Raw genomic sequence first — 24,600 nt, 5'->3', positions numbered from 1 at the left:
CTAAGAGAAGATCATTTTAATCCCAAATCCAATCAAAATAGCCCCTCCTATTAAACCAGCCCGTTTAATCACAGAGCCCATTCGATCACCAAGGGTTAGACCTATCGTTGTCATTGCCAAAGCAACTGCACCAAAATAGATAGCCATCTGATATACCTCAACACCTAATGCTCCTAGACTAAAACCTACTGTCAAAGCGTCTAGACTAACACTTAATGGTAATAAGAAAAAACCCATCCCTTCTAATTTAATTTCAAGTTGATCTTCTTTTAGTTCTTCATAGATCATATGAATTCCTAATAATATCAATACTGTCGCTCCTATATAGTCAGCAATTTCTCCTAAATAACTACCCAACAATGCACCAATATAGAGACCAAATAAGGGTAATATAATATGTAAAGCTCCTACTAACAGACTAAATTTTAAAGCTTGCCTTTTATTTACTCCTCCAATTCCTACTCCAATACCTAAAGGCAAAGCATCCATTCCTAGAGCAATTCCAATAAAAATTATTTCATAAAACCCCATCTTTTCAGCTCCTTAATTGATTGATAACAAAAAATGAATTCCTAACAAAATTAATACAATACCTCCCAAAACTTCAGCTTTATTAGCTATAATATCCCCTATTTTATTCCCAACTAACAAACCACAAATCACTAATATTCCAGAAATAATTCCTAGAACAATACAAGTAATTAAAACATTTATCTCTAGCATTCCTAAACTAAAACCTACTGATAAAGCATCTACACTGACACTTAAAGGTAAAATTATTAAAGACCAACCATACATCTCTAAATTATAATTTATAACTTCTTCCTTTGATTGTTCATAAATCATAATCATTCCTAAAATCATCAATAACCCTGATGCAATTACTGTCGTAACTTGATCGATTGTTTCTTCAAAATAATAATTACCAAAAAAATAATATAATAACCTGCCTAGATTAATTCCTAAAAATGTCATTAAAATATGAAAGAGCCCAATCATTAAACTTAACTTAATAATAAAAGATAATTTCAATTGTCTAGTACCTATCGCAACTGAAACAGAAAAAGCATCAGTTCCTAAAGCTATTCCTAGAGTAACTAGTTCTAAAAAACTCAAATTACCCCCCCTAATTAAAACAAGACTTTTTCTATCTATATTCTAATCAGAGGTAGGTTATCCACTTACTAAACTTCAATAATCTGATACGCAGCAGATTTACGTAATCTATTCATAATAGCAAGACCCAAACCTTTTATTGGCAGCCCTTCAACAATGATTTTATCTACTCCTTCAGCATCGAATTCACGCAATAATTTGAAAATGTTAGTACTTATTTCAGCTAAATTACTTCTACTTCCCATCTCCTTGATAGTTACACCTTTATAATAGTCACTAAATTCATTAGTAGCCATTACCCCTACTTTAAGATCCGAATTTTCGCTAATTAACTCTTTAATTTTAATTGGAATCTCTTCAACTCTTCCTTCAACTAAAATAACTTCAGCTTGAGGAGAATAATGTTTATACTTCATCCCTGGTGAAATTGCTCGCTGATCATCATTGACCAATTTAGTCTCCACTGTAGGATCAATTTTAACTTCTCCTAATATTTCACTCAATTCTTCATATGTAACCCCTCCAGGACGTAGTAAGACTGGTTTCTCTCGGGATAGATCAACTACTGTTGATTCTACTCCAATTCCTGCCTGTCCTCCCGCTAATACTCCATCAATCTTTCCTACTAAATCATCTATTACATGTTCAAATAAGGTCGGGCTTGGCTTACCCGATAGGTTGGCACTTGGAGCAGCAATAGGAAGTTGAGCAGCCTTAATCAACTCCAATGCTAGAGGATGTTGAGGCATTCTAACTGCTATTGTCTCCAACCCTCCTGTAGTAACTGCCGGTACCTTATCATCTTTTTTTAAAACAATTGTTAATGGCCCGGGCCAAAAATTAGTGATTAACTCTCTAACATCTTCAGTTAATTTCCTTTTAACTAAAGATTTTAATTCTTTCTGTTCAGCAATGTGAACAATTAAAGGATTGTCACTTGGCCGCCCTTTAGCAGTAAAGATCGATTTAACAGCTGCTTTATCCAAAGCGTTGGCCCCTAACCCATAGACAGTTTCAGTTGGAAAAGCAACCAGTCTGCCTTGTTGTAATAACTTAGCTGCTTCTTCTATTTCAGATTTCTTGAAAATTTTAGTCCCTTCAATTAACTTCATCCTTTACCCCTCTTTTCTATTCTTGCTTCTTATGTATCAGTTATTACTTAATTATAATCTAGTGCTAAACTAACTTAAGTAATAGTATATAATATTTAATTACAATTGTTAAGAGGGAAAGGCTACAATTACTATTACCTACTTATCTTTAAATTATTCAAATTTATATAGTGCCTAAGTTTAAAATAAATAATAAATAAAGAGTAGGCTAATTAGCCTACTCTTTAACATAACTAGCTTTGACCACTCGCTCAATCCCACTATAATCTTCAATAATCTCTATCTCTTTAAAATTAAATTCTGCTAAAATCTCGGCAACATTCCTTGCTTGATCAATTCCCACCTCTAAAAGAATCAATCCATTTGCTCTTAAATTAGTAATTGCTTGTTTAATAATTTGATAATAGTAATCAAGCCCTTCTACTCCTCCATCTAAAGCAAGCATTGGCTCAGCCTTAACCTCTTGTTGTAAACTAGCTAACTGTTCAGTTGGAATATAAGGAGGGTTAGATACAATAAGATCAACCAAATCGTCTAATGGTTCTAACAAATTACCAGTTTTAAACTCTATTCTTCCCTTGACTTGGTGTTTGATTGCATTTTTTTGAGCAACCTTTAAAGCCTGTTCAGAAATATCTATCCCTACTCCTGTCAGATCTTTATCAGCTAAGTTAATCAAACTGATAATAATAGCTCCACTACCTGTCCCTACATCAGCTACTTTAATCTCATCCTGCTCTAGTTCAGCTATCAACTCCAAAGCTGTCTCTACTAAATGTTCAGTCTCTGGTCTAGGAATTAAGACATCAGGAGTAACCTTAAATCCTAAAGACATAAACTCCTGTTTTCCAACAAGATAAGCTACCGGTATTCCTTTACTTCTGGACATTACTAGTTCCCGGTAATGATCAACTTCATGTTTTTCTAATGGCTGATCAAAATTAACATATAGTCTTATCCTCTCTAACTCTAAAACCTCCGCTAATAATATCTCAGCATCTAAGCGAGGGGTATCAAGGTCATGTTCTTTAAAAAAATCTGTCGTTCTATCTAATATTTCTTTTACTGTTAAAGATTCCAACTTAATCCACCTGCTTTAATTTTTCTATCTGATCTGCTGTGATTAGAGCTTCGATGACTTCATCTAATTCCCCATCTAAGATTGATTCCAATTGATGGCTAGTTAGATTAATTCGGTGGTCACTCACCCTGCCTTGAGGAAAGTTATAAGTTCTAATCCGCTCACTTCTTCCTCCAGTACCGATCTGACTCTTTCTTTTTTCAGCAACTTCTGCTTGCTGCTCCTTTTCAATTTTCTCCTTTAATCTAGCCCGTAAGATCCTCATTGCCTTATCTTTATTTTTATGCTGTGACTTTTCATCTTGACAAGAAACAACCAATCCAGTCGGTTCATGAGTAATCCTAACTGCAGAATCAGTAGTATTTACACTTTGGCCTCCAGGCCCACTAGAACGGTAAGTATCAATCTTTAAATCATTATTATTAATCTCAATATCTACATCTTCGGCTTCTGGCAAAACAGCTACTGTAGAAGTAGATGTATGCACTCGACCACTTGATTCTGTTTCTGGTACTCGCTGTACTCTATGAACACCACTTTCATATTTTAATTTACTATAAGCTCCTTTACCTTCAATAATAAAGATAACCTCTTTAAATCCTCCCATTTCAGAAGGGCTTGAGTTCATAACCTCAACCTTCCAACCTTGCTTTTCAGCATAACGAGTATACATTCGATATAAGTTACCAGCGAAAATATTTGCTTCATCTCCTCCGGCACTGCCACGGATCTCAACAATAACATTCTTTTCATCATTAGGATCTTTAGGAATTAACATTAATGGTAACTTTTCTTTTAACACTTCAAGCCGTGGTTCAGCTTCTGCAAGCTGCATCTTAGCTAGTTGGATCATCTCTTCATCTTCTGCTATTTCCAATACTTCCTCTGCTTCAGCAATATTATCTTGTAGTTCTTGATATTCTTCATACTTCAGAACAATCTCTCTTAATTCAGCATACTTTTTAGATAATCTTTGAAATCTTTCTTGATCATTAATTACCTCTGGATCACTTAATAATCCCTCTATATCCTTATAACGTTCTACAACACTATCTAATTTGCTAATCCATTTTTCCATAAAATAACCCCCTTGCTGTAATCATAAGCTCAAAATTCAATATTATTCATCCAAGATTGCTTCTAGAGATTTAAGAGCAATCTCTATTTGATCTGAAGATGGTTCTTTAGTTGTTAATTTTTGCAACTGAAGCCCTGGAATAGCTAATACTTTAAAAAGCCTTCCTGCATCCTCTCGACCAGCCTGCTTAATCAACTCATAGGATAATCCCGCTACTACTGGTAGTAATGAGATATGAATTAAAACCCGATTAAGCAAAGTTGGTCTTCCAAAAAAAGAAAAAAGTAAAATACTTAATAAAATTACTATTAATAAAAAATTAGTTCCACATCTGGGATGTAAAGTCGTAAACTTTTGGGCATTTTCAATACTTAATGGTAGTTCTGATTCATAATTATGGATTACCTTATGTTCCGCTCCATGGTATTGAAAAACTCGTTTAATATCCTCCATTTGGGAAATAACTACCACATAAGTTAAAAAGAAGATGATTTTAATACCACCTTCAATCAAATTTAAAGCCAAGTTCGATGCCACAACATCCTGAACAAAACTAATTAATATAGCTGGTAAAGCTACGAATAATATCATTGCTAATCCAAAAGAGATTCCAATAGTTGCTACCAACTCTAATATAGTTAATTCTTCTTCTTCTTCACTAAACTGATTAGCTGAAAAAGTCAAAGCCTTAATTCCTAGGATTAAAGATTGAAACAAAGCAACTACCCCTCGTAATAACGGCCACTTCAAAAATTTAAATTTATCAGCAATTGAAGTTATCTCTTTCTTTTCTAAGATAATTTCTCCATCTTCCTTACGAACTGCAATTGCCTGTTCGCCTTTACCTCGCATCATAACACCTTCAATTACTGCTTGCCCTCCATAATTGTGAGCCATCTTCTCCCCCCCCTTTTTAATATTTGACTTTACTAACATATCTTATCAACACCTTAATATGAAAAAATAGCAGAGCTTGGGCCCTGCTATCGAAATTAGTCTTCAATACCATATTTTTTCTTGAATTGTTCAATTCGCCCACCTTTAGCAGATTTTTTCTTTTTGCCAGTGTAAACCGGGTGACAACTAGAACATGTCTCCACCTTTAAATCACCTTTAGTGGTCTTAGTTACAAACTTCTCTCCACAAGCACAAGCTATTGTTGCTTCTTTATACTCTGGATGAATGGCCTCTTTCACTTACATCACCTCTCTTTATTATTCCTTAGATTTCAACTGTTACATTATAACATAGCTAAAATTAGATTGCAACCTAGCAGTATATTTTCAGATTGAATTAAATAAAAAATTAACTAAGTACCTTCTGAAAAGACTCAAGCATTTCTCTATTATTATCACTTGTTTTAATCTTTTTAATGAAAGTCTCAATTATCTTACTTGGATGAGCATTATTCATCTCTCTTCTTATATCCCACATAGTCTCTATTTCATACTCTGATAACAATAGCTCTTCTTTACGTGTCCCAGATAGCTTAACATCAATTGCTGGAAATAATCTCTTTTGGGCCAAGTTACGGCTTAAATGAAGCTCCATATTCCCTGTGCCTTTAAATTCTTCATAAATAACATCATCCATCCTACTTCCTGTCTCTACCAAAGAAGTTGCTAAAATAGTCAAACTACCACCCTCTTCAATATTTCTAGCCGCCCCAAAGAAGCGTTTAGGTTTATGAAGAGCAGTCGGATCTAATCCACCTGATAATGTCCTACCGCTAGATGGAATATTGACATTATAAGCTCTAGCTAACCTTGTAATACTATCAAGTAAGATAACTACATCTTGTTCTTGCTCCACTAGTCTCTTTGCCTTCTCTAATACCAACTCAGAGACATTGATATGATTTTGAGGTGGTTCATCAAAAGTAGAACTGATCACTTCAGCATCGACAGAACGACGCATATCTGTCACTTCCTCTGGTCGCTCATCAATCAATAGGATCATTAACTTTGCATCTGGCAAATTAGCACTAATACTATTAGCAACCTTTTTTAATAATACTGTCTTTCCTGCTTTAGGAGGAGCCACGATTAGACCACGTTGGCCCTTCCCAATAGGTGATATCAAATCAATTAATCTACTAGATATCTCTGATGGATCATTCTCTAAACTGATCCTTTGTTGTGGATACAAAGGAGTTAAATCTTCAAAGTGTGGACGTTTTTGAGCCAATTCTGGATCCTGATAATTAACAGCCTCAATTCTCAATAAAGCAAAGTAACTCTCATTATCTTTAGGTTGTCTTACCTGCCCAGATACAACATCTCCATTTCTCAAATCAAACCGTCTAATTTGAGAAGCAGAAATATAAATATCATCTGTACTAGGCACATATTTTGAAGGTCTTAAAAAACCATAACCATCTGGTAAGGTCTCTAATACACCTTCAGCAAAGATAAGGCCACCTTTTTCTGTTTCAGTCTTCAATATTTCAAATATCAACTCTTTCTTTTTCAAGCTACTATAACCTGTAATATCTAACTTCTTAGCAATTTCATATAATTCATTAATTGTCTGTTCTTCTAACTCACTAATATTCATCAACTAACTTCCTCCTAAACTTCTTTACTCAACCTTAATTATAACATTACTTAATTTAATAAGTCAACTTAGACTCTACTCAACTTTAATTCAGCCTGATTTAATCTACAATGAAACTTATTGCTTATTTTAATCGTTACCTAAAGGTTATTTAAATAAAATGAATTTTAGAAGATTAAAATGGTAATTTCTTCTTATCTGGATTATGAACAGCTTCAACAAATCTTACTGTTCCCGTTTTAGAACGCATTGCTAATGAGTGAGTTCTAACTTGATTAATATCAAATCTAACCCCTTTTAATAATTCTCCATCTGTAACCCCTGTTGCAGAGAAAATAATATCATCTCCGGCAGCTAAATCTTCTAGTTCTAAAGCAGCCTCTACATTTTCTAAACCCATTTCATGAGCTCTTTCTACCTCTTCTTCAGAGTAAGCGACTAACCTTGCTTGCATATCTCCGCCTAAACACTTTAAGCCACAGGCTGCTAATACCCCTTCAGGAGCTCCACCAATTCCCATCATTAAATCAACTCCAGTATCATTTAACGCAGTTGCTAAAGCAGCAGCAACATCACCATCACTGATCAATTTTATTTTGGCCCCTGTCTTTCTAACTTGCTCCATTAAACCCTCAGCTTTACGATGACGTGGCTTATCTAAAATTACAACTGTCACTTCTTTTACTGGTTTATCCATCGCCTCAGCGACTAATTCTATATTCTCTTTAACTGTTAAATTAATATCTATTACTCCGGCAGCCTGCGGGCCAACTGCTATCTTGTCCATATACATATCCGGTGCATGTAATAAATCTCCGCGTTTAGCTACCGCTAAAACTGACAGTGCATTAGGACGTCCTTGAGCAATGATTGTTGTACCTTCTAAAGGGTCAACTGCAATATCTACCTTTGGTACTTCTCCTTTTGCAGTTCCTATTTCTTCTCCAATATAAAGCATTGGAGCTTCATCTATCTCTCCTTCTCCAATCACAACCTGTCCATCAATATCAACCGTATCAAACATCTTACGCATAGCATCTACTGCTGCTTGGTCTGCACTCTCTTTATCTCCTCTACCCATCCATTTAGCTGAAGCAATTGCGGCAGCTTCTGTAACCCTTATAAATTCAATTGCTAACTCTCTTTCCATTATTATTTCCTCCAGTTCTTAATTTATTAATTTATATTACATATTTTTAACTTAATTAGAATTTAATTTTAAAATTCAAGCAAAAAACTCATCTCTCACCTTTTAAAAAGATAGTTTCCTACCTAAACAATAAAAAAGGAGCAGAATTTAATCTGCCTCCTTTAAGATTATATTTTTAATTATTTAGGCTTTATTATCGCTACCAAATAATCTAATCTTCTCCTTAACTGCTTCTTTCATAGCATCTCTTCCCGGGCCACAAACTTTACGTGGGTCATAAATATCAGGATCTTCAAGCACTTCTCTTACCTTAGCCGTCCAAGCTTGTTGAAAAGCCGTATTAACATTAATCTTATTAACACCTAACTCAATTGCTTTAACAACACTTTCCTCTGGCACACCAGAAGCACCATGCATTACAATCGGAAGGTTGATTCGATTATTAACCTCATCTAACAACTCAAAATCAAGTTCAGGCTCTCCTTTATAAACACCATGTGCTGTACCAAAAGCAACAGCTAAAGCATCAACATTTGTTCTTTCCACAAATTCTACACATTCATCTGGATCAGCTAGAGAAGCATTCTTAACAACATGATCATCTTCAGCTCCACCAATCTTACCCAGTTCTGCCTCAACACTAACTCCAACTGCATGAGCAGCTTCAACTACTTTTTGAGTTAGGGCAACATTTTCTTCAAAAGGTGATTTAGAACCATCGATCATTACCGAAGTAAATCCATTTCTAATACATTCAATGATCTTGGTAAAACCACTACCATGATCAAGGTGAATCGCTACTGGTATATCAGCATTTTCAGCAGCAGAAATAGCCATAGGCAAAGCAATATGCATATTCATATACCTCAATGCTCCTTCACTTGCTTGCAAAATAACAGGTGAGTTCTCCTCTTCAGAGGCTTCAATAATTGCCTGTAAAAACTCTAAATTATTCATATTAAAACCACCTACTGCATAACCTTCCTGATTCGCTTGTTCCAAAATTTGACTCATTGATACTAATGACATTTTTTTCATAACCTCCTTTAAAAATTACCATAATAGTTATTCCATGTTTTACATTAAAATCCCTTTTTAAAACTGAAAATCTTTTAATTTGTTCTTTCTAAAGCACTGACTACCCCTTCTAAAATCTTAACTTTTCTCAGTTTTTTTAAAAATAATAGATCATCTTTAGTTTCTGCATTAATATTAATTGCTCCATAACATTGATGGCATGTTAATTTAACTTTACCTGGTAACATTTCAATCTCTATATCCTCATTTCCGCATTGACAGATCAATCCACTATTTTCAGCAATATCATGTAAAATATTTAAGACAGAAAGCATTACTTCGGGATTACTAAAATAATCTTCAAATTCTAGTTTGTCCATCATTAATTCTAAATATTCTTCCTCTAGATCAGCTAATTTTTTAACCTCAGCATACGGTCCTAAATAACCTAATTCTGCTCCATTTTCTACACACTTAATCTTCTTAACTTGATTAGACCATAATTCACTTTGGGTATAAAAAATCCTATGCTCTGATTCACAAATTATACAATTATATTTTAATTGATAACGTTTAGAATTATTTTTTATTATTATTAACTTAGTAAAATCACAGCCACACTTTATTTCTAATCTACTACTACCAGAGAAATAAAAGATATTGATCTCATTTAATTCTAACTCTCCACAAAAGGGACATCGCCAAGCAAAAGTAGTACTAAAATCAAGTAACATTCCTCTCCCCCCCTCTAACATAATTATTCTCTATTCAATTTAAAACTCCTTTCATAAGATAAAAAAATGTCGCTCCGCCGGAGCAACATTTTAAAGGTGCTTAATATTTATTTTTCTAACTCCTTGTTCAATCTCTAATTTAACCCAATAATCAGTATCTAATTCTTCAAAACTAACTACTTCTTCTTGCCTAACTATTAATGTATCTGAGCCAGATTGATAAGTCCTTATCTCTGGCTCTAATCTAGTACCTATATTGACTTCAACCTTTTTATTTTCATAATCAAGACCAGTCACTACGCCACTAATCTCATAATTATGAATAATTATTTTTTGTAAATTATCTTCCAAGCCCAATACTACTAATCCACTATCTCCAACTTGAATTTCTTCTAACTCAACCTGGTGATTATTGCGTAGTAGCTCTATTTCTTGTCCAAATCGATACTCGATCACTTCTCTTGTATTCAGATCTTTAATTACTAAATATTCATCCTTAACTCTTTTAATTTGAGCAGGTATTGCTTTATAAGCTGCTGTTATCTGCTCTACTTGACCATCGCTTAATTTAAGTCTAGCTTGTTGAAGCACATCTGGCATAATAGGCCTTAAAGCTGACAATGAAACTTCTTTTTCATTTAATTCAATTAGACTATTAAGTTGAACCTGATACTCTTCTACTCCAGTCTCACCTTTTAATAAAATAATATTTTTTTCAGAATTAACAGCAACTATTTCACCGGTTATTATTTCTGTTGCTGTTACCTCCATAATTCCAACAAATAATCCTAATAATAAAATCATAATAATAGCTACTCTTTTCATCTTTTATCCCCCTCGTATATCTTTTGTTAGTAATATTGTTTACATTATTTAGAAAAATATACGAGGTTTCTTTATTTTTATTGAATTAATTGTATATCATACCCATCCTGGTTTAATATTTTATGTATCTCTTGGGAATGTTCATTATTTTTAGTTTCTAGCTCTAATTCCACTTCAACCTGCTCAATAAAAATTTTAGGGTGGTAGCGATTATGATGAACTGAAATTACATTAGCCTCTAGATGAGCTATTTTACTCAATAATTGTTCTAAACTGCCTGGCTGATCCTCAATAAATGTTCTTAATTTAATTCTTCTTCCAGCTTTAACTAAACCACGTTCAATAATTCTTGCAATCATATTAACATCAATATTTCCTCCACTGATCACTGCTACTACCTTTTTATTTCTAGCATTCAACTTCTGGCTTAATAAAGCAGCAACTGTTACTGCTCCTGCCCCTTCAACCATTAATTTGGCCCGTTCTAATAACATCAAGATCGCTTTAGTTATCTCTTCTTCAGTAACTGTTATAATTTGATCGATATACTCCTGACAAATTTGATAAGTCAAAGAACCTGGCTTTTTAACTGCAATTCCATCTGCAATTGTAGCAGCAGAATCTAAAGTTATTATCTCCCCTTTAGCCAGTGAACCTCTCATGGAAGCTGCATTTTCCGCTTCAACTCCAATAACCTTGACTTCTGGATTATACTCCTTTATTGCTAAAGCAACTCCAGATATTAGCCCTCCTCCTCCAATTGGAACCAATATAAGATCAAGCTCAGCTAGTTGCTCAATAACTTCTAACCCTATTGTTCCTTGTCCAGCAATTATATCTTGATCATTAAAGGGTGAGATAAAAGTTGCTCCAGTCTCTTGACATATTTCTTGTGCTTTAAGATAAGATTCATCATAAACACTTCCATATAATACTACTTGGGAACCATAATTTTTAGTAGCAGCCACCTTAGCTATTGGAGCTCCTTGCGGCATTATAATCGTTGAATCAATTCCATATTCAGTTGCTGCTAAAGCTACTCCTTGAGCATGGTTACCAGCTGAAGAAGCAATAACTCCATATTCTTTTTCTTTATAACTTAAATTTGCAATCTTATTATAAGCTCCTCTGATCTTAAACGAGCCAGTTCTTTGCAAGTTTTCTAGTTTCAAATAAATATCATTATTACTAATTTCACTAAAGGTAGTTGAGTAATCCAACGCTGTCTTATGGATTACTCCCTCCAAATTATTAGCTGCTTTTTTGATATCTTCTATTGTCATCTTCATTAACAATCCCCCTTTATCTTACAGTATACTTTAAATTTTAAAAAAATATCAGAATAAAATAAATTACACCCACTTTAGGTTAAGATCAACTGCTAAAAAACTCTTAAAACTAATAAACAAAAACCTCCCCTTTTTTAATAAAAGAAGGGGAGGTTTTTTAATAATTCTTTAATTTAAAGTAGCTTCTATAAATCCTTTAAATAGAGCATGGGGACGATTAGGTCTTGACTTAAACTCAGGATGAAATTGACTAGCTACAAACCATGGATGGTCAGCGATTTCAACAACCTCTACTAATCTATCATCCGGAGATACCCCAGCCAAGAGCAATCCTTGTTCTGTCAACTTTTTACGGTAGTGATTATTAAATTCATACCGATGGCGATGCCTTTCATAGATAACTTCTTTTTGGTATAGCTTTCGACTAAAAGTATCCTCAGCTAACTTACAAGGGTATAGACCTAGTCTCATTGTTCCTCCTTTTTCTTCAACATCCTTTTGTTCTGGCATTAGATCGATTACTGGATGTGGAGTATCAACAAACTCTGAACTATGGGCTTGATTTAAACCACAAACATTACGAGCAAATTCAATTACAGCACAATGCATCCCTAAACAGATCCCCAAATAAGGAACCTTATTTTCTCGTGCATAACGTGTTGCTTCAATCTTACCTTCAATTCCTCGATCCCCAAAACCACCTGGTACTAAAACTCCATCAACATCTTTTAAAAGCTCATCTGCACCTTCTTGCTCAACATCTTCAGCATGTACCCATTTAATCTCAACATCCGCTCCACTAGTAATCCCAGCATGCTGTAAGGCCTCAAAAATACTGATGTAGGCATCCTGTAACTCAACATACTTTCCGACAATTGCTATCTTAGTATTTTTATTTAAACCTTTCATGCTCTCTACTAATTCTTTCCACTCATCTAAATTTGGTTTAGAAACCCGTGAACGAAGTTTTAATTTACGTAATGTTATCTTTGCTAACCCTTCTTCTTCCATAATCAATGGTACATTATAAATATAATCTGCATCTTTAGCTTGAATTACAGCCTCTTTTTCAATATCACAAAACAGAGCAATCTTATTCTTAACCTCTTGAGTCAAATCCCGATCAGAACGACAAACAATTACATCTGGTTGAATACCTAGACTACGTAATTCTTTAACACTATGTTGAGTCGGCTTAGTCTTTAACTCTCCTGCTGCTTTTAAATATGGAACTAAAGTACAATGAATATACATTACATTTTCCGGGCCAAAATCACTCTTACACTGCCTAATTGCCTCTAAAAAAGGTAATCCTTCAATATCTCCTACTGTTCCTCCAATCTCAACTAATGCTATATCAATCTCCTCATCATCGCCCAATCGCTTAACCCTCTTTTTAATCTCATCAGTAATATGAGGAATCACCTGTACTGTTCCACCTAAATAATCCCCTCTTCTCTCCTTAGCAATAACTGTAGAATAAATCTGACCAGTAGTAACATTTGAATTTTGATTTAGATCAATATCAATAAACCTTTCATAATGTCCTAAATCCAAATCAGTCTCTGCTCCATCATCAGTTACAAAGACCTCTCCATGTTGATAAGGACTCATTGTTCCTGGATCTACATTGATATAAGGATCCAATTTTTGAACAGTTACATTTAATCCCCTCTCCTTTAATAACCTACCTAACGATGCTGCTGTAATCCCTTTTCCTAATGAAGATACAACTCCTCCAGTTACAAAAATATATTTTGTCATTTTTAATCCCCCTTAATCTATTCAATTTAACTACTAGCAACTAGCTAAAATCGACTCTGATTAAATATCATTTCTTTATTCACCAGTTACTAATCACAATAATAAAGAGACTAGAAAATTTAGAGATACTGCCCCCTCCATTTTCTAGTCTCCACTATTTAATTCCAGTAATTCATAATTATAAACCCTAAATAAATTCCAACTACCCCCATCACTCCTGCTAAAGTCGGAGGAGCCGGGACTGGTAAGTTCAACCACGAAAAGAGCCCTCCAACAATTAAACCAGATATCGTTGCTAATATAACTTGTTTCACTTTTGCTCCTCCTTCCTTAAATTATAATTCACAATGTACAATTGTTTATTATTCAATATTCAATGTCAAATGTTAATTACCCTACATATTTTCTGGAGCTGACAACCCTAATAACTCTAATAAGTTAACCAATACCTGCTTTGTGGCTAATACTAACCTCAATCTCGCCTTCAGTAGCTTTTGATCTTCAACCAAAACATAACACTTATTATAAAATGTATGAAATACTGAAGCTAACTGATGGGCAAATCGAGCCATGTGATGTGGTTCCCTACTTTCTGCACTCTTAGCTATCTGATCAGGATAGTTAGCTAATTCTTTAAGTAAGTTAATCTCCGGTTCTGCTGTTAATTTAGTCAAGTCTATCTCATCTAAAGAATCAACTTCAACACCTGCTTTCCTTACCTGCTCTAAAATACTACAAATTCTAGCATGAGCATACTGAATATAATAAACAGGATTTTCTGTTGACTCTTCTTTAGCCAATTCTAAATCAAAATCTAAATGACTATCTGGACTACGCATCACATAAAAATAACGGGCTGCATCTTTGCCAACCTCTTTGATAACATCACGCATCGTCACAAAATCACCAGCTCGCTTAGACATCGGAACCTTCTTTCCATCACGTAATAAAGTTACTAATTGAACCAAAATAATCTGTAAAGCTTCCCGCTTATAACCCAACGCTTCAACGACTGCTTTCATTCGCTCTACATAGCCATGATGATCAGCACCCCAAACATTAATTACCTCTTCAAATCCACGTTGATACTTATTTTGATGATAAGCAATATCAGCTGCTAAATAAGTCGGAGTATCATCATCTTTAATTACTACTCGATCTTTATCATCACCAAACTTACTAGATTTAAACCATAATGCTCCTTCTTCTTCATAAACTAATTGATCAGCTTGTAATTTAGCAGTTACTTCTTCTATCTTATTAGGATGTAAGCTTCGCTCGCTGAACCAATTATCAAATTCAATGCCAAAGTCATTTAAATCAGTCTTAATCCGCTCTAATAATTTTTGGTATGCATACTCTCTAAAATGTTCAAGCTGACCACCTTTAGCTGCTTCCAAATAGCTATCTCCATCTTGATCAAGAATTCCCCGGGCCAACTCCGTAATATACTCCCCTCGATAAGCATCCTCAGGCAGTTCAATATCTACTCCCAGTAATTGCTGATATCTAACCGCCACAGAATTCCCTAATAATTCCATTTGGTTACCAGCATCATTAATATAATACTCCTTACTAACATCAAAGCCAGCTTTCTGTAAGATGTTAGCTAAAACATCACCAACTACCGCTCCCCGACTATGACCTACATGTAGTGGCCCAGTTGGATTGGCACTAACAAACTCAACCTGTATCTTCTTGTCTTCTCCTAGATCACTCTGCCCATAATCATCAGCTTCTTTTTCAATTTCAGCAACCACATCATATAACCAATCAGTACTGAAATAAAAATTAATAAAGCCTGGTCCTGCTACCTCAGTTTTAGCAATAAAATCTAACTCAACTAAATTATCTGTAATTAATTCAGCAATTTGTCGCGGTGGCATCTTAGCTTGGCCCGCTAAGATCATCGCAACATTAGTAGCATAATCACCATGATCTTCATTACGTGGTGTTTCCAACTTAATCGGTGGCAAATCAGCAATCTCTAATTGCTCTGAAGTCTTAATTGCAGACTTAATCTCCTCTTGCAACCTTACCTGTAACCTCCGAATCAAAGACATACAATTCCTCCTTACTACTAATTTACAATTGACAGTTAACAATCTTAAACTCTTAAAAACAAAATCTTAAAAAACAGATCCTTAAACTTAAACTTAAGCTATTCTTTATATGTAATATTCAATTGATTACAGCTGACAAGCCGTTGCTGTTCATAAAGAGAATACTTAATAATAATCTCTCCTGCTTGCTCAGTAGTATCAACCTTTAATCTTTCAACCTCAATCTCTAACGGTAACTTCCCATAGGGTGTCTGATAATCAAAGCTTGTCTTCTGCTCTGATATAAACTTCTGAGTTCCTCCAACTTTACCACGTCTAATCAAAGTTACAGCATCTTCTTTTATCTTCAGGGTTGTCTTAGTTCCTTCTAATCCTTCCAAAACCTCTTCATACTTCAAATAATAAACCCCATTACGATAATATAATTTACCCGTTAGTTGTGAAGAAAATTCTATCTCATCTTGTCCAGTATCTTGAAGACTATTTATTTCAATCTCTACTTGCCGGGCCAACAGTATCGACCCCTTTCGTTTATTATTATCAGATACAACAATAAATAATTATATAGCTTAAATTGATCTTTTTCAAGTCTAAAATTTAAATTTTACCATATTCCGCAAACTACTTAGGTAAATAATTTATATAATACAGCAGTAATTCCACTTGCTATCAAAGGCCCACTTGGTAAACCATTAAAAAAAGCAACTCCAAAAATAATACCCAAAATCAAATTAACTGTTACTGTGGGGTCAGTTTCCATCAACCAAATACCTTCTCTAGTAAATTGAGTAACAGCTACCCCCATTACTATACCAACTATAGCCAACGGCTCCAATAAACTAGCTAATCCTCCTTCTACCTTCAACTCTTCGGTAGCTAACGGTGCTAATACTCCTAGCATAATTAGAATAATTCCTAATCTAACACTATAATTATCAATTAAATTTAATAGAGCATCTAACTTAAAGATTCTAGTTCCTAATAAAAGAATTGCTGAAACTATTAATGAATCATTTTTAACAATTAATCCTAAAACTAAAATTATAACCAATACTAAATTAGCATCCATCAACTTAACCCCCTTCTACAAAGAATAAAGCGGGCTTAAGCCCACTTTATTTGGCTATCTACTATTATTTTAAGTTAACATAATTACTATCACTAGTTATTAATATTATTTACAATTAATTTTTTTTTATTACTGACCTTACTTAAACTCAGCCTTAAAATTAAACTAAATCAGACCATATCCCACTTATGGCATCTATGACCCCAACGAGCAGCTAACTCTTCCTCTACATAAATTTCAATTACCTCACAGCGATTAGTACAGCTTTCACACTCAAAACTTGATGGTTGATAATCTAAACTAGCACTATCCCACCCTTTAAAGTTCGTTGCTCCTGTTTTAGAAACCTCCTGATGGGCCAACAGAGCAGAGCCTAAAGCTCCCATTACATCATAATTTTCAGGAATGATAATCTCAGTATCAAGTGCTTCAGCAAAAGCAGCCTTAATACCTTTATTAGCTGCTACCCCTCCTTGAAAGACGATTGGCCCTAAAATATCCTTTCCTTTTCCGATATTATTCAAATAATTTCTAACTAACGCCTGACATAAGCCATTGATAATATCTTGCACACTATGACCTAACTGCTGCTTATGAATCATATCAGACTCAGCAAAGACAGAACAACGTCCAGCAATCCGAACATCATTTTCAGAATCCAGTGCTAAATCACCAAACTCCTCAATTGGAATCTGTAATCTTCCTGCTTGTTGATCCAAAAATGATCCTGTTCCAGCTGCACAGACAGTATTCATTGCAAAATCAACTACAATACCATCCCGCAAAATAATTATCTTAGAATCCTGGCCACCAATCTCTAAAATAGTCTGTACATCTGGCACTTGATGAGAAGAAGCAATTGCGTGAGTTGTAATCTCATTCTTTACAATATCAGCTCCTACAATTACACTGGCTAGTTTACGACCACTTCCTGTTGTTCCTACACCTTTGATCTCTAAGTCAGCTGGTATTTCCTCTTTTAAATCCTGCAAGCCTTGCTGAATAGCCTTAATTGGCTCTCCTTTAGTTCTTAAATATAATTTGGTTATTACATCTTGCTCTTCATTAATTACAACTAAATTAGTACTAACAGAACCTACATCTATTCCTAGATATCCATTCATGAAATCTTCATCTCCTTCCTTCCCCTCTTTTGAGTCAATAGATCAATAAAAGCTTCTAATCTTGTTCTGATACCTTCGCCCCCTGTCTTCTCATCTAAAAATAAGGTCAAAACTGGAATGTCCTCTTCTTTACTTACTTCTGGTAATATACTCTTAGCCACAATTTCAGGAATACAAGTAAAAGGAGCTAAATGAATCACACCATCATAATCATTTTGACCATATAATACTGTCCTACCAACTGATTCCTGACCATGGCCACCAATTAATTGATCTAAATATGGTTTAGCTGCTTCTCTTGCTGGATCTTCAGCTGGAAGAAAAAAGCTATGTTCTTCTGTCCAATCAGTTAAATAGATTGAACGATCAACCTCAACACCCATTTCACCTAACACTTTTTCTACTTCCAAATTAGCAAAAGGCTCTAAAACAACATAAATCTCTCCAATAATTCCAATCTTTAATGGCTCAAATTCTTTGTTTTGAGGAATAGCCTCTAACTCTTCTATCCCTTCCTTCTTGGCTTCTTTAATTTCAGCTATACTCTGAGCCTGAGCAACCAAGTCTACTACTTCATCAAAAACATCAGTCGTATGACCAGGCTTTAATTCACGCGGTCTAACTTTATGTACTTTCTGTTGTAACTTATCTAAAGCAATTAACCTATTCCACTCACGCCACATTGTTTTAATTATCCTTAACCAAGATGCATCACCAGCTACCTTACGTATCTTACCGAAAAAATCTCTAAAACTATCGGTCAAAGATTCAAAAACAACCATTTCAAATTCATAACCTAAATCTTTTAAAATCTCTTTATGTAATTGAGCATAATGCCCTGCTCGACAAGGACCCTTTCCTCCAGAGGCAATAATCATCTCTGCTCCATCTTCTAAAGCCTCAATATATGTTCCAAGCAAAATCTTAAAGGGAATACAAGCAAACTCTGGAGAGTGCTGTACACCTAAACTTAAAGTCTTCTTACTAGGTTGATTGGTAATTACTTGATGATCAAAAGATTCTATTAGAGATTTTAATGCCACATGTGAGTTACTAAGATATGGTAATACTACTCTCATTTCTATCACTCCTTAACCTAAGCATATCCACATAAGCTTCTAATCTAGTAACTATACCTGCTTCTCCAGTATGTTCATCAATCGTTAAACACATAAAAGAGACATCAGTTCTTCTCTTCCCTTCTAACTCTAACTTCTTATCGACTATAAAATCTGGCCCGCAACCAAATGCAGTAACATGAATAACTCCATCTATATCTGCTTGATCATAATAATGCAGACCTGTCTTAATTTTTTGATCACTAAATGTCCAAAAAAGATCCTTAGATAACCCTTTAAAATCTTGCTTTAACTTATCTGCTGTTACCATATCTGCTGTAACAACCTTAACCCCTAACTCTCTTAACTTTTGAATCATACCCACACTGATAAAAGGATCATAAATAATATAAGGATAACCCAATACAGCAACCTTTAAATCATCATCCCCCTCATTTAAATCAATATCTGCTCCATTTAACTTATCCATTGCTTCTACTGCTGTATAACCAGCTTGTAAATATTGATTAAATTGCTTCCAATCTTGTTTAGCCTTATAAGCCGCCTTGATAATTTTTACTGGGTTTTTAGTAAATTTAGTACCTAATTTAAAGATAGTTTTGTATAAATTCAGTAAACCTTTTCTTAAATCAATATCTGGATCCAAAATAGGAGGTATATCATCTAAGGAACTAGCAACCATATCCGGCAAGCCTAAAAATTTAGGACAATAAATACTTTTACCATTCAGGCTGACTAGCCGAGGAATAAATAAATAGTCAACTCTATCTTTTAAGTTCAAAACATGCCCATGAAATAATTTAATTGGCACACAAGCGTCATTAACTGTCTCCTTAACACCTGCATCTATTATTTCACGTGATGTATCCTCAGATAAGACAATTTTCACTCCTAGCTCTTCTAAAAATGTCTTCCATAACGGAAAATAAACATAATATGCTAATGTTTTTGGAACACCTATCTTAACCATTAATACCCTCCTTTTGCTTTTGAATTTATTCTTATTTTACCATATAAAATTTATAAATCCAAGGAATGAATTCATTTCCTTGGATTTATTGAACTAAGGTAAAGCAAGAGGGTTATTTGTTTTTACCCATACCCCCTACCCCTACCCCTGGCATCATTATTATATTAGATTTTATCATCCCTGTCAAGCTACTTCAAACTGAGCTTAAATTTAAATAAATTTATTCAACTCTCTTCAATTTGTATTTATTTTCCCTAATTAGGGAACCAGTGCTTAGTTCGATTAGCAACCCCTACTATAACTAACATCAAAGGAACTTCTACTAAAATCCCAACCACAGTAGCTAAAGCTGCACCAGAAGTAATACCAAAAACAGAAATAGCAGTCGCTACAGCCAATTCAAAGAAGTTGCTGGCCCCAATCATTGCTGCTGGAGCAGCTATTGGATGCTCTAGCTTCAAAGCCTTTCCAGTTCCATAGACCAAAAAGAAGATAAAGAATGCCTGAATTGTAATTGGAATTGCAATTAATAAAATATGCAATGGATTATTAATTAAAGCATCCCCTTGGAAAGAAAAGATAATAATTAATGTCAATAACAATCCAATAATCGTAACATTATCTAATTTCTTAAGAAATACATTCTCAAACCACTCTATTCCTTTGTTCTTAATTAAGTATTTCCGAGATAAATAACCTGCTACCAATGGCACTACTACATATAAAACCACAGATAAGATAATAGTATCATAAGGAACTGTAAAGTCAGTTACTCCTAATAATAACATTACAATTGGAGCATAAGCAAAGACTAAGATTGCATCATCTAAAGCAACCTGAGTTAAAGTATACTCTGGATCTCCATCGGTCAAATAACTCCAGACAAAGACCATGGCTGTACAGGGAGCTGAACCTAATAAAATTGCACCAGCAATATACTGGTCAGCTAAATCAGGGCCAATCAAACCACTAAAAATATGCCTGAAGAACAACCAGGCAAAAAAGGCCATCGTAAATGGCTTAATCAACCAGTTGCTGACCGTTACCAACGTTAGTGGTTTAGTTCTTTCCTTGACTTTTAATAAGCTACTAAAATCAATTTCCAACATCATCGGATAGATCATAAACCAAATTAAAATTGCTACTGGAATTGAAACTTGAGCATATTCTAATTGACTCAAAGTTTCAGGAATAGCAGGTAAAAAACGCCCTATCCCAATTCCAACTATAATACAGATTGCTACCCAAACCGTTAAATATTTTTCAAAAAAACCTATTCCCTCTGTCTGTTGTTTCTTAATATCTTCTTGACTCATTTAAACTCCTCCTCTATTTAAAACCTTCTAATTAAGCCCGCCCTAACTTAAGCAATTCAATCGACTCATCAGCCAAACCAGTCTCCCTAATCCTAGTAGCTACCTTCTCAACTGGATAAGTAACTTCAATAAATTCTGTTTTAACCTTTCTTTCATGCACTTCAATAATCGTATAGACTGCATTGGGATTACCATGCTTTGGCTTACCAACACTACCAACATTAATTATATGTTTTCCTGCAATCAACTTATGATAAGGTAGATGCGTATGACCGCACAATAAGAGATCTGCTTTTAAATCCTGAGCTACTTCTATTACTTCTTGACTATCAGCATAAAGATATTCATTTAACTGCCTTGGACTTCCATGAACCAATAGAGCCTTTAGATCTCCAGTTTCAACCTCTAATTGGTGAGGTAATTCTTTTAAGAACTCTCTATTTTGTTCATTGATCTCTTGATTAGTAAATTGGATTGAGTTTAGCCCAATCTTTTTAGCTTGTTCTGTCTTATAATCACAGCCACAAACAATCCGACTATTAGCAATAGCATCATCATAATTCCCCTGAACCGTTTTAATTCCTTCTTCTTTTATTCTTTTAACTACTTGATTAGGAAAAGGATTATAACCGACTAAATCACCTAAACAGAATACTTGTTCTATATCCCTTCTTTTAATATCCTCTAACACTTGATTTAAAGCATCAATATTACTATGAATATCAGAAATTATAGCTAATCTCATCCTAGACTCTCCTTAAAATCAGTTTATAGTTAATAATTGATAGCAAAAATACTAAATCATAAAATCAAAACCTTAAAACAGACCATTATTACTCAACAACATAACAAGATTAATTTCTAATATTTTATTTTAGCTAAAAGCACCCTAACATTTTTCCCCACAATTAAGTCTTGTAATCCCACACTCCTCTGCATCACAACCAGCAAGTACATCACCTAATCTTTTTTGTAAACTCTCTAATTTGTCTTTATTTAATTGATAATCTACCCACCTTCCCCTCTTAGTAGCAACAATTAAATCTGCATTCTTTAAAATCTTAAGATGATGCGATATGTTAGGCTGGCTTAAATCCAGCTGTGCAGTAATATCACAGACACACATCTTGCCACAGGATAACAAACTAATAATTTGTAGCCTTCTTTGATCAGCTACTGCCTTTAATAATTCGGTTAATTCTGTAAATTCATTCATTAGAGTTCCCCCTCATTATTCATCAACATATTTATATGTATTTATATGTTATGTTATTGATTCCACTTTGTCAATATATTTTAACCATACTTCCATTCAGTATAATTATAATTAAAATATATTAACTTCAAACCTTTCAACTAGTTGTCAACGATAGACTTATCTGATATACTATCACTGGTTATAAATTACCATAAGTGTGATCTAAAGAGGCTATTAAATATTATTATAGAGGTGATACTCAAATGAAGGATATATGGCAATTATTTATTATCTTCTTTCGCATAGGAGGATTTACTTTTGGAGGTGGTTATGCAATGCTACCAATGATTGAACAAGAGATTGTAAATGAGAAGAGATGGGCTACAAAGGAGGAAGTTATTGATTATTATGCAATCGGTCAATGCACTCCTGGGATCATTGCTATCAATACAGCTACTTTAATCGGTTATAAACATAGTGGTATATTAGGTTCATTAGCTGCAACACTGGGTATGGTAGTTCCCTCTTTACTGATTATAATGACAATAGCTACATTCTTTTATCAATTTCAAGATTATCAATTAATACAACATGCTTTCGGTGGTATTAAGATTGGTGTAGTTGCTTTAATAGCACATATAGTAGTAAAGATGTGGTACCGATCAGTTAAAGACTATTTAGGTATACTCTTATTTATATTGTCATTTTTACTTCTAGCTGTTGCAAGGATCTCACCAATTATAGTCATTGTCAGTGCTGCTTTAATTGGAGTTATTAATCAAGTTAGAAGGATCAAAAACCTAGATAAAAGGAATTTAGATAAGGAGCTGGATCAAGAATGATATATCTTAAATTATTTATAGAGTTTTTTAAAATAGGTCTCTTCTCAATAGGTGGCGGACTTGCTACTTTACCATTTTTACAACAGCTTATAGAAAAATATGGCTGGATCACCAGTGAACAACTACTTGATATGATTGCAATCTCCGAATCAACCCCCGGGCCAATTGGTGTTAATGTAGCAACTTTTGTCGGCTACAATACTGCCGGCGTACTAGGAGGGATAACCGCTACTGTTGGTCTAGCAACCCCATCAATAATAATTATCACATTAATAGCTCGCTATTTTATTAAGTTTAATGAACATCCATTAGTCGAAGGTGGACTTAGTACAATTAGGCCGGCAGTAGTAGGATTGATCGCATTTGTAGCCTTTGAAGTGGGAAAAGAAGAGCTTTTCAATCTGTCAGTAGATATTCAACAATTTTTAGATTTTATCAATTTCAAAGCATTCTTATTATTTATCATAACTTTTTATTTAATCAACAAATATGAAAAACACCCTGTACTATATTTAGTAGGGGCAGGTATTATAGGGATAATCTTTAAATATTAAATTGTATAATACAGCCCCACTCTACTTAAATACCAGCCACTTAATCTTCTTTTTCCATTAACTTATCTATTTTCCCCTTGAATTCAGTTGCTAATATATCCATATAAATATCATCATACTTCTTATTTCCTATTATATATGCTTCTCTTCTTCTACCAATCTCTTTAAAACCAGATTTCTTATAGCAACTTACTGCCCGTTTATTAAAAGAATAGACTCTAAGAAATATATTATTTATTAAATATTGTTGGAAATGTAACCAACCCAAAAATATAGCCACCTATTAACCAAATACCCATAGTAATCAGAAACTCTATAAATGAATGAGATCTTGTAATTAAATTTGAAAGTGCAATAGATAACCCCCAAGATATGACACCATATATGACAGCATAATTTCTTCTTATCTGTTTATTATTATACTTATTTTCCCTAACTTTTTTATAAAACTTCCACTCTAACACACCTATAAAAACACCTAATAATATGAAACTAATAACAGTTAATAAAAGATCAAACATAAGCCCTTCACTTGAAATAAAATCAAATCCAAAGTCAAAAAGCTTATCTATAACTAGTAAAACAAGACCAAGCGGTAATGTCCTCAATAAAACAACATTAAAAATAATATACTTCTTTTTTCCTTTGTTTTTCATATCTTTC

Annotated in this window: 28 protein-coding genes; 2 read left to right on the top strand and 26 right to left on the bottom strand. The window is 34.0% G+C overall.

The genetic code is table 11. The features are described 5' to 3' along the window. The 24 genes from ACKF5P_RS12110 to ACKF5P_RS11995 all read right to left on the bottom strand — a co-directional run bounded on the left by ACKF5P_RS12110 (nt 1) and on the right by ACKF5P_RS11995 (nt 22,559). Nucleotides 1–531 carry a manganese efflux pump MntP family protein gene (locus ACKF5P_RS12110; protein WP_408955446.1) on the bottom strand — a complete coding sequence of 177 codons (531 nt, stop codon included), beginning with the start codon at nt 529–531 and terminating at the stop codon, nt 1–3. A 12-nt stretch (nt 532–543) separates the two neighbouring features. Continuing rightward, nucleotides 544–1,116 carry a manganese efflux pump MntP family protein gene (locus ACKF5P_RS12105; RefSeq protein ID WP_408955445.1) on the bottom strand — a complete coding sequence of 191 codons (573 nt, stop codon included), beginning with the start codon at nt 1,114–1,116 and terminating at the stop codon, nt 544–546. Nucleotides 1,117–1,184: 68 nt separating this feature from the next. Beyond that, nucleotides 1,185–2,228: an L-threonylcarbamoyladenylate synthase gene (locus ACKF5P_RS12100; protein ID WP_408955444.1), complete on the bottom strand. Its 1,044-nt coding sequence runs from the start codon at nt 2,226–2,228 to the stop codon at nt 1,185–1,187. 217 nt (nt 2,229–2,445) lie between these two features. After that, nucleotides 2,446–3,309: a peptide chain release factor N(5)-glutamine methyltransferase gene (gene prmC / locus ACKF5P_RS12095; protein ID WP_408955443.1), complete on the bottom strand. Its 864-nt coding sequence runs from the start codon at nt 3,307–3,309 to the stop codon at nt 2,446–2,448. 1 nt (nt 3,310) lies between these two features. Next, on the bottom strand, nt 3,311–4,387 hold the full coding sequence (gene prfA / locus ACKF5P_RS12090) for a peptide chain release factor 1 (RefSeq protein ID WP_408955442.1): 1,077 nt from the start codon (nt 4,385–4,387) through the stop codon (nt 3,311–3,313). A gap of 42 nt (nt 4,388–4,429) precedes the next feature. Beyond that, nucleotides 4,430–5,284: a DUF1385 domain-containing protein gene (locus ACKF5P_RS12085; protein WP_408955441.1), complete on the bottom strand. Its 855-nt coding sequence runs from the start codon at nt 5,282–5,284 to the stop codon at nt 4,430–4,432. 95 nt (nt 5,285–5,379) lie between these two features. Beyond that, the gene (gene rpmE, locus ACKF5P_RS12080; protein ID WP_408955440.1) at nt 5,380–5,583 is read right to left on the bottom strand and encodes a 50S ribosomal protein L31; all 204 of its coding nucleotides are present in this window, start codon (nt 5,581–5,583) and stop codon (nt 5,380–5,382) included. 109 nt (nt 5,584–5,692) lie between these two features. Next, the gene (rho, locus tag ACKF5P_RS12075) at nt 5,693–6,943 is read right to left on the bottom strand and encodes a transcription termination factor Rho (protein ID WP_408955439.1); all 1,251 of its coding nucleotides are present in this window, start codon (nt 6,941–6,943) and stop codon (nt 5,693–5,695) included. A gap of 175 nt (nt 6,944–7,118) precedes the next feature. Then, complete coding sequence (gene glpX, locus ACKF5P_RS12070; protein WP_408955438.1) at nt 7,119–8,093, bottom strand: class II fructose-bisphosphatase; 975 nt, start codon at nt 8,091–8,093, stop codon at nt 7,119–7,121. 183 nt (nt 8,094–8,276) lie between these two features. Then, entirely contained in the window at nt 8,277–9,122 is an 846-nt protein-coding gene (gene fba, locus ACKF5P_RS12065) for a class II fructose-1,6-bisphosphate aldolase (RefSeq protein ID WP_408955437.1), read from the bottom strand. An 83-nt stretch (nt 9,123–9,205) separates the two neighbouring features. After that, a complete protein-coding gene (locus ACKF5P_RS12060) occupies nt 9,206–9,844 on the bottom strand; it encodes a hypothetical protein (RefSeq protein ID WP_408955436.1) in 639 nt (212 codons plus the stop codon). 90 nt (nt 9,845–9,934) lie between these two features. Continuing rightward, the gene (locus tag ACKF5P_RS12055; protein ID WP_408955435.1) at nt 9,935–10,669 is read right to left on the bottom strand and encodes a hypothetical protein; all 735 of its coding nucleotides are present in this window, start codon (nt 10,667–10,669) and stop codon (nt 9,935–9,937) included. 77 nt (nt 10,670–10,746) lie between these two features. After that, nucleotides 10,747–11,958 carry a threonine ammonia-lyase gene (ilvA, locus tag ACKF5P_RS12050; protein WP_408955434.1) on the bottom strand — a complete coding sequence of 404 codons (1,212 nt, stop codon included), beginning with the start codon at nt 11,956–11,958 and terminating at the stop codon, nt 10,747–10,749. A gap of 168 nt (nt 11,959–12,126) precedes the next feature. Further along, a complete protein-coding gene (locus ACKF5P_RS12045) occupies nt 12,127–13,722 on the bottom strand; it encodes a CTP synthase (protein ID WP_408955433.1) in 1,596 nt (531 codons plus the stop codon). A gap of 158 nt (nt 13,723–13,880) precedes the next feature. Further along, nucleotides 13,881–14,036, bottom strand: coding sequence for a XapX domain-containing protein (locus ACKF5P_RS12040; RefSeq protein ID WP_408955432.1), 156 nt, complete (start codon nt 14,034–14,036; stop codon nt 13,881–13,883). Nucleotides 14,037–14,117: 81 nt separating this feature from the next. Then, entirely contained in the window at nt 14,118–15,785 is a 1,668-nt protein-coding gene (gene argS / locus ACKF5P_RS12035) for an arginine--tRNA ligase (RefSeq protein WP_408955431.1), read from the bottom strand. A gap of 98 nt (nt 15,786–15,883) precedes the next feature. Beyond that, nucleotides 15,884–16,297, bottom strand: coding sequence for a DUF1934 domain-containing protein (locus ACKF5P_RS12030; protein WP_408955430.1), 414 nt, complete (start codon nt 16,295–16,297; stop codon nt 15,884–15,886). A 113-nt stretch (nt 16,298–16,410) separates the two neighbouring features. Next, nucleotides 16,411–16,854 (bottom strand): DUF441 domain-containing protein, encoded by a 444-nt coding sequence (locus tag ACKF5P_RS12025; RefSeq protein ID WP_408955429.1) that lies wholly within the window; start codon nt 16,852–16,854, stop codon nt 16,411–16,413. Between the two features lie 170 nt (nt 16,855–17,024). Then, nucleotides 17,025–17,978, bottom strand: coding sequence for an acyl-CoA dehydratase activase (locus ACKF5P_RS12020; RefSeq protein ID WP_408955428.1), 954 nt, complete (start codon nt 17,976–17,978; stop codon nt 17,025–17,027). Then, a complete protein-coding gene (locus ACKF5P_RS12015) occupies nt 17,975–19,057 on the bottom strand; it encodes a 2-hydroxyacyl-CoA dehydratase (protein WP_408955427.1) in 1,083 nt (360 codons plus the stop codon). Before ACKF5P_RS12015 ends, ACKF5P_RS12020 begins: the two co-directional genes overlap by 4 nt. Further along, nucleotides 19,032–20,027, bottom strand: a complete 996-nt coding sequence (locus ACKF5P_RS12010; protein WP_408955426.1) for an acyl-CoA dehydratase activase-related protein — start codon at nt 20,025–20,027, stop codon at nt 19,032–19,034. Before ACKF5P_RS12010 ends, ACKF5P_RS12015 begins: the two co-directional genes overlap by 26 nt. Before the next feature lie 254 nt (nt 20,028–20,281). Continuing rightward, entirely contained in the window at nt 20,282–21,343 is a 1,062-nt protein-coding gene (gene arsB, locus ACKF5P_RS12005; protein WP_408955425.1) for an ACR3 family arsenite efflux transporter, read from the bottom strand. A gap of 31 nt (nt 21,344–21,374) precedes the next feature. Beyond that, entirely contained in the window at nt 21,375–22,088 is a 714-nt protein-coding gene (locus ACKF5P_RS12000; RefSeq protein WP_408955424.1) for a metallophosphoesterase family protein, read from the bottom strand. Nucleotides 22,089–22,232: 144 nt separating this feature from the next. Further along, nucleotides 22,233–22,559: an ArsR/SmtB family transcription factor gene (locus ACKF5P_RS11995; protein WP_408955423.1), complete on the bottom strand. Its 327-nt coding sequence runs from the start codon at nt 22,557–22,559 to the stop codon at nt 22,233–22,235. 245 nt (nt 22,560–22,804) lie between these two features. Here ACKF5P_RS11995 and ACKF5P_RS11990 point away from each other — a divergent pair, with 245 nt between their 5' ends. After that, nucleotides 22,805–23,383, top strand: a complete 579-nt coding sequence (locus tag ACKF5P_RS11990) for a chromate transporter (protein ID WP_408955422.1) — start codon at nt 22,805–22,807, stop codon at nt 23,381–23,383. Continuing rightward, nucleotides 23,380–23,937 carry a chromate transporter gene (locus ACKF5P_RS11985; RefSeq protein WP_408955421.1) on the top strand — a complete coding sequence of 186 codons (558 nt, stop codon included), beginning with the start codon at nt 23,380–23,382 and terminating at the stop codon, nt 23,935–23,937. Before ACKF5P_RS11990 ends, ACKF5P_RS11985 begins: the two co-directional genes overlap by 4 nt. 40 nt (nt 23,938–23,977) lie before the next feature. Here ACKF5P_RS11985 and ACKF5P_RS11980 read toward each other — a convergent pair whose 3' ends face one another. Together ACKF5P_RS11980 and ACKF5P_RS11975 are read right to left on the bottom strand one after the other, a co-directional pair. Then, nucleotides 23,978–24,205 carry a GNAT family N-acetyltransferase gene (locus ACKF5P_RS11980; RefSeq protein ID WP_408955420.1) on the bottom strand — a complete coding sequence of 76 codons (228 nt, stop codon included), beginning with the start codon at nt 24,203–24,205 and terminating at the stop codon, nt 23,978–23,980. After that, nucleotides 24,168–24,593: a hypothetical protein gene (locus ACKF5P_RS11975; RefSeq protein WP_408955419.1), complete on the bottom strand. Its 426-nt coding sequence runs from the start codon at nt 24,591–24,593 to the stop codon at nt 24,168–24,170. The genes ACKF5P_RS11980 and ACKF5P_RS11975 overlap by 38 nt, the downstream gene beginning before the upstream one ends. Nucleotides 24,594–24,600: the final 7 nt, after the last annotated feature.

It is taken from the genome of Natroniella sp. ANB-PHB2, assembly GCF_046097105.1.
GTDB lineage: Bacteria > Bacillota > Halanaerobiia > Halobacteroidales > Halobacteroidaceae > Natroniella.
The sequence above is the reverse complement of the archived record's forward strand: the minus strand, read 5'-3'. Positions and strand labels throughout refer to the sequence as shown.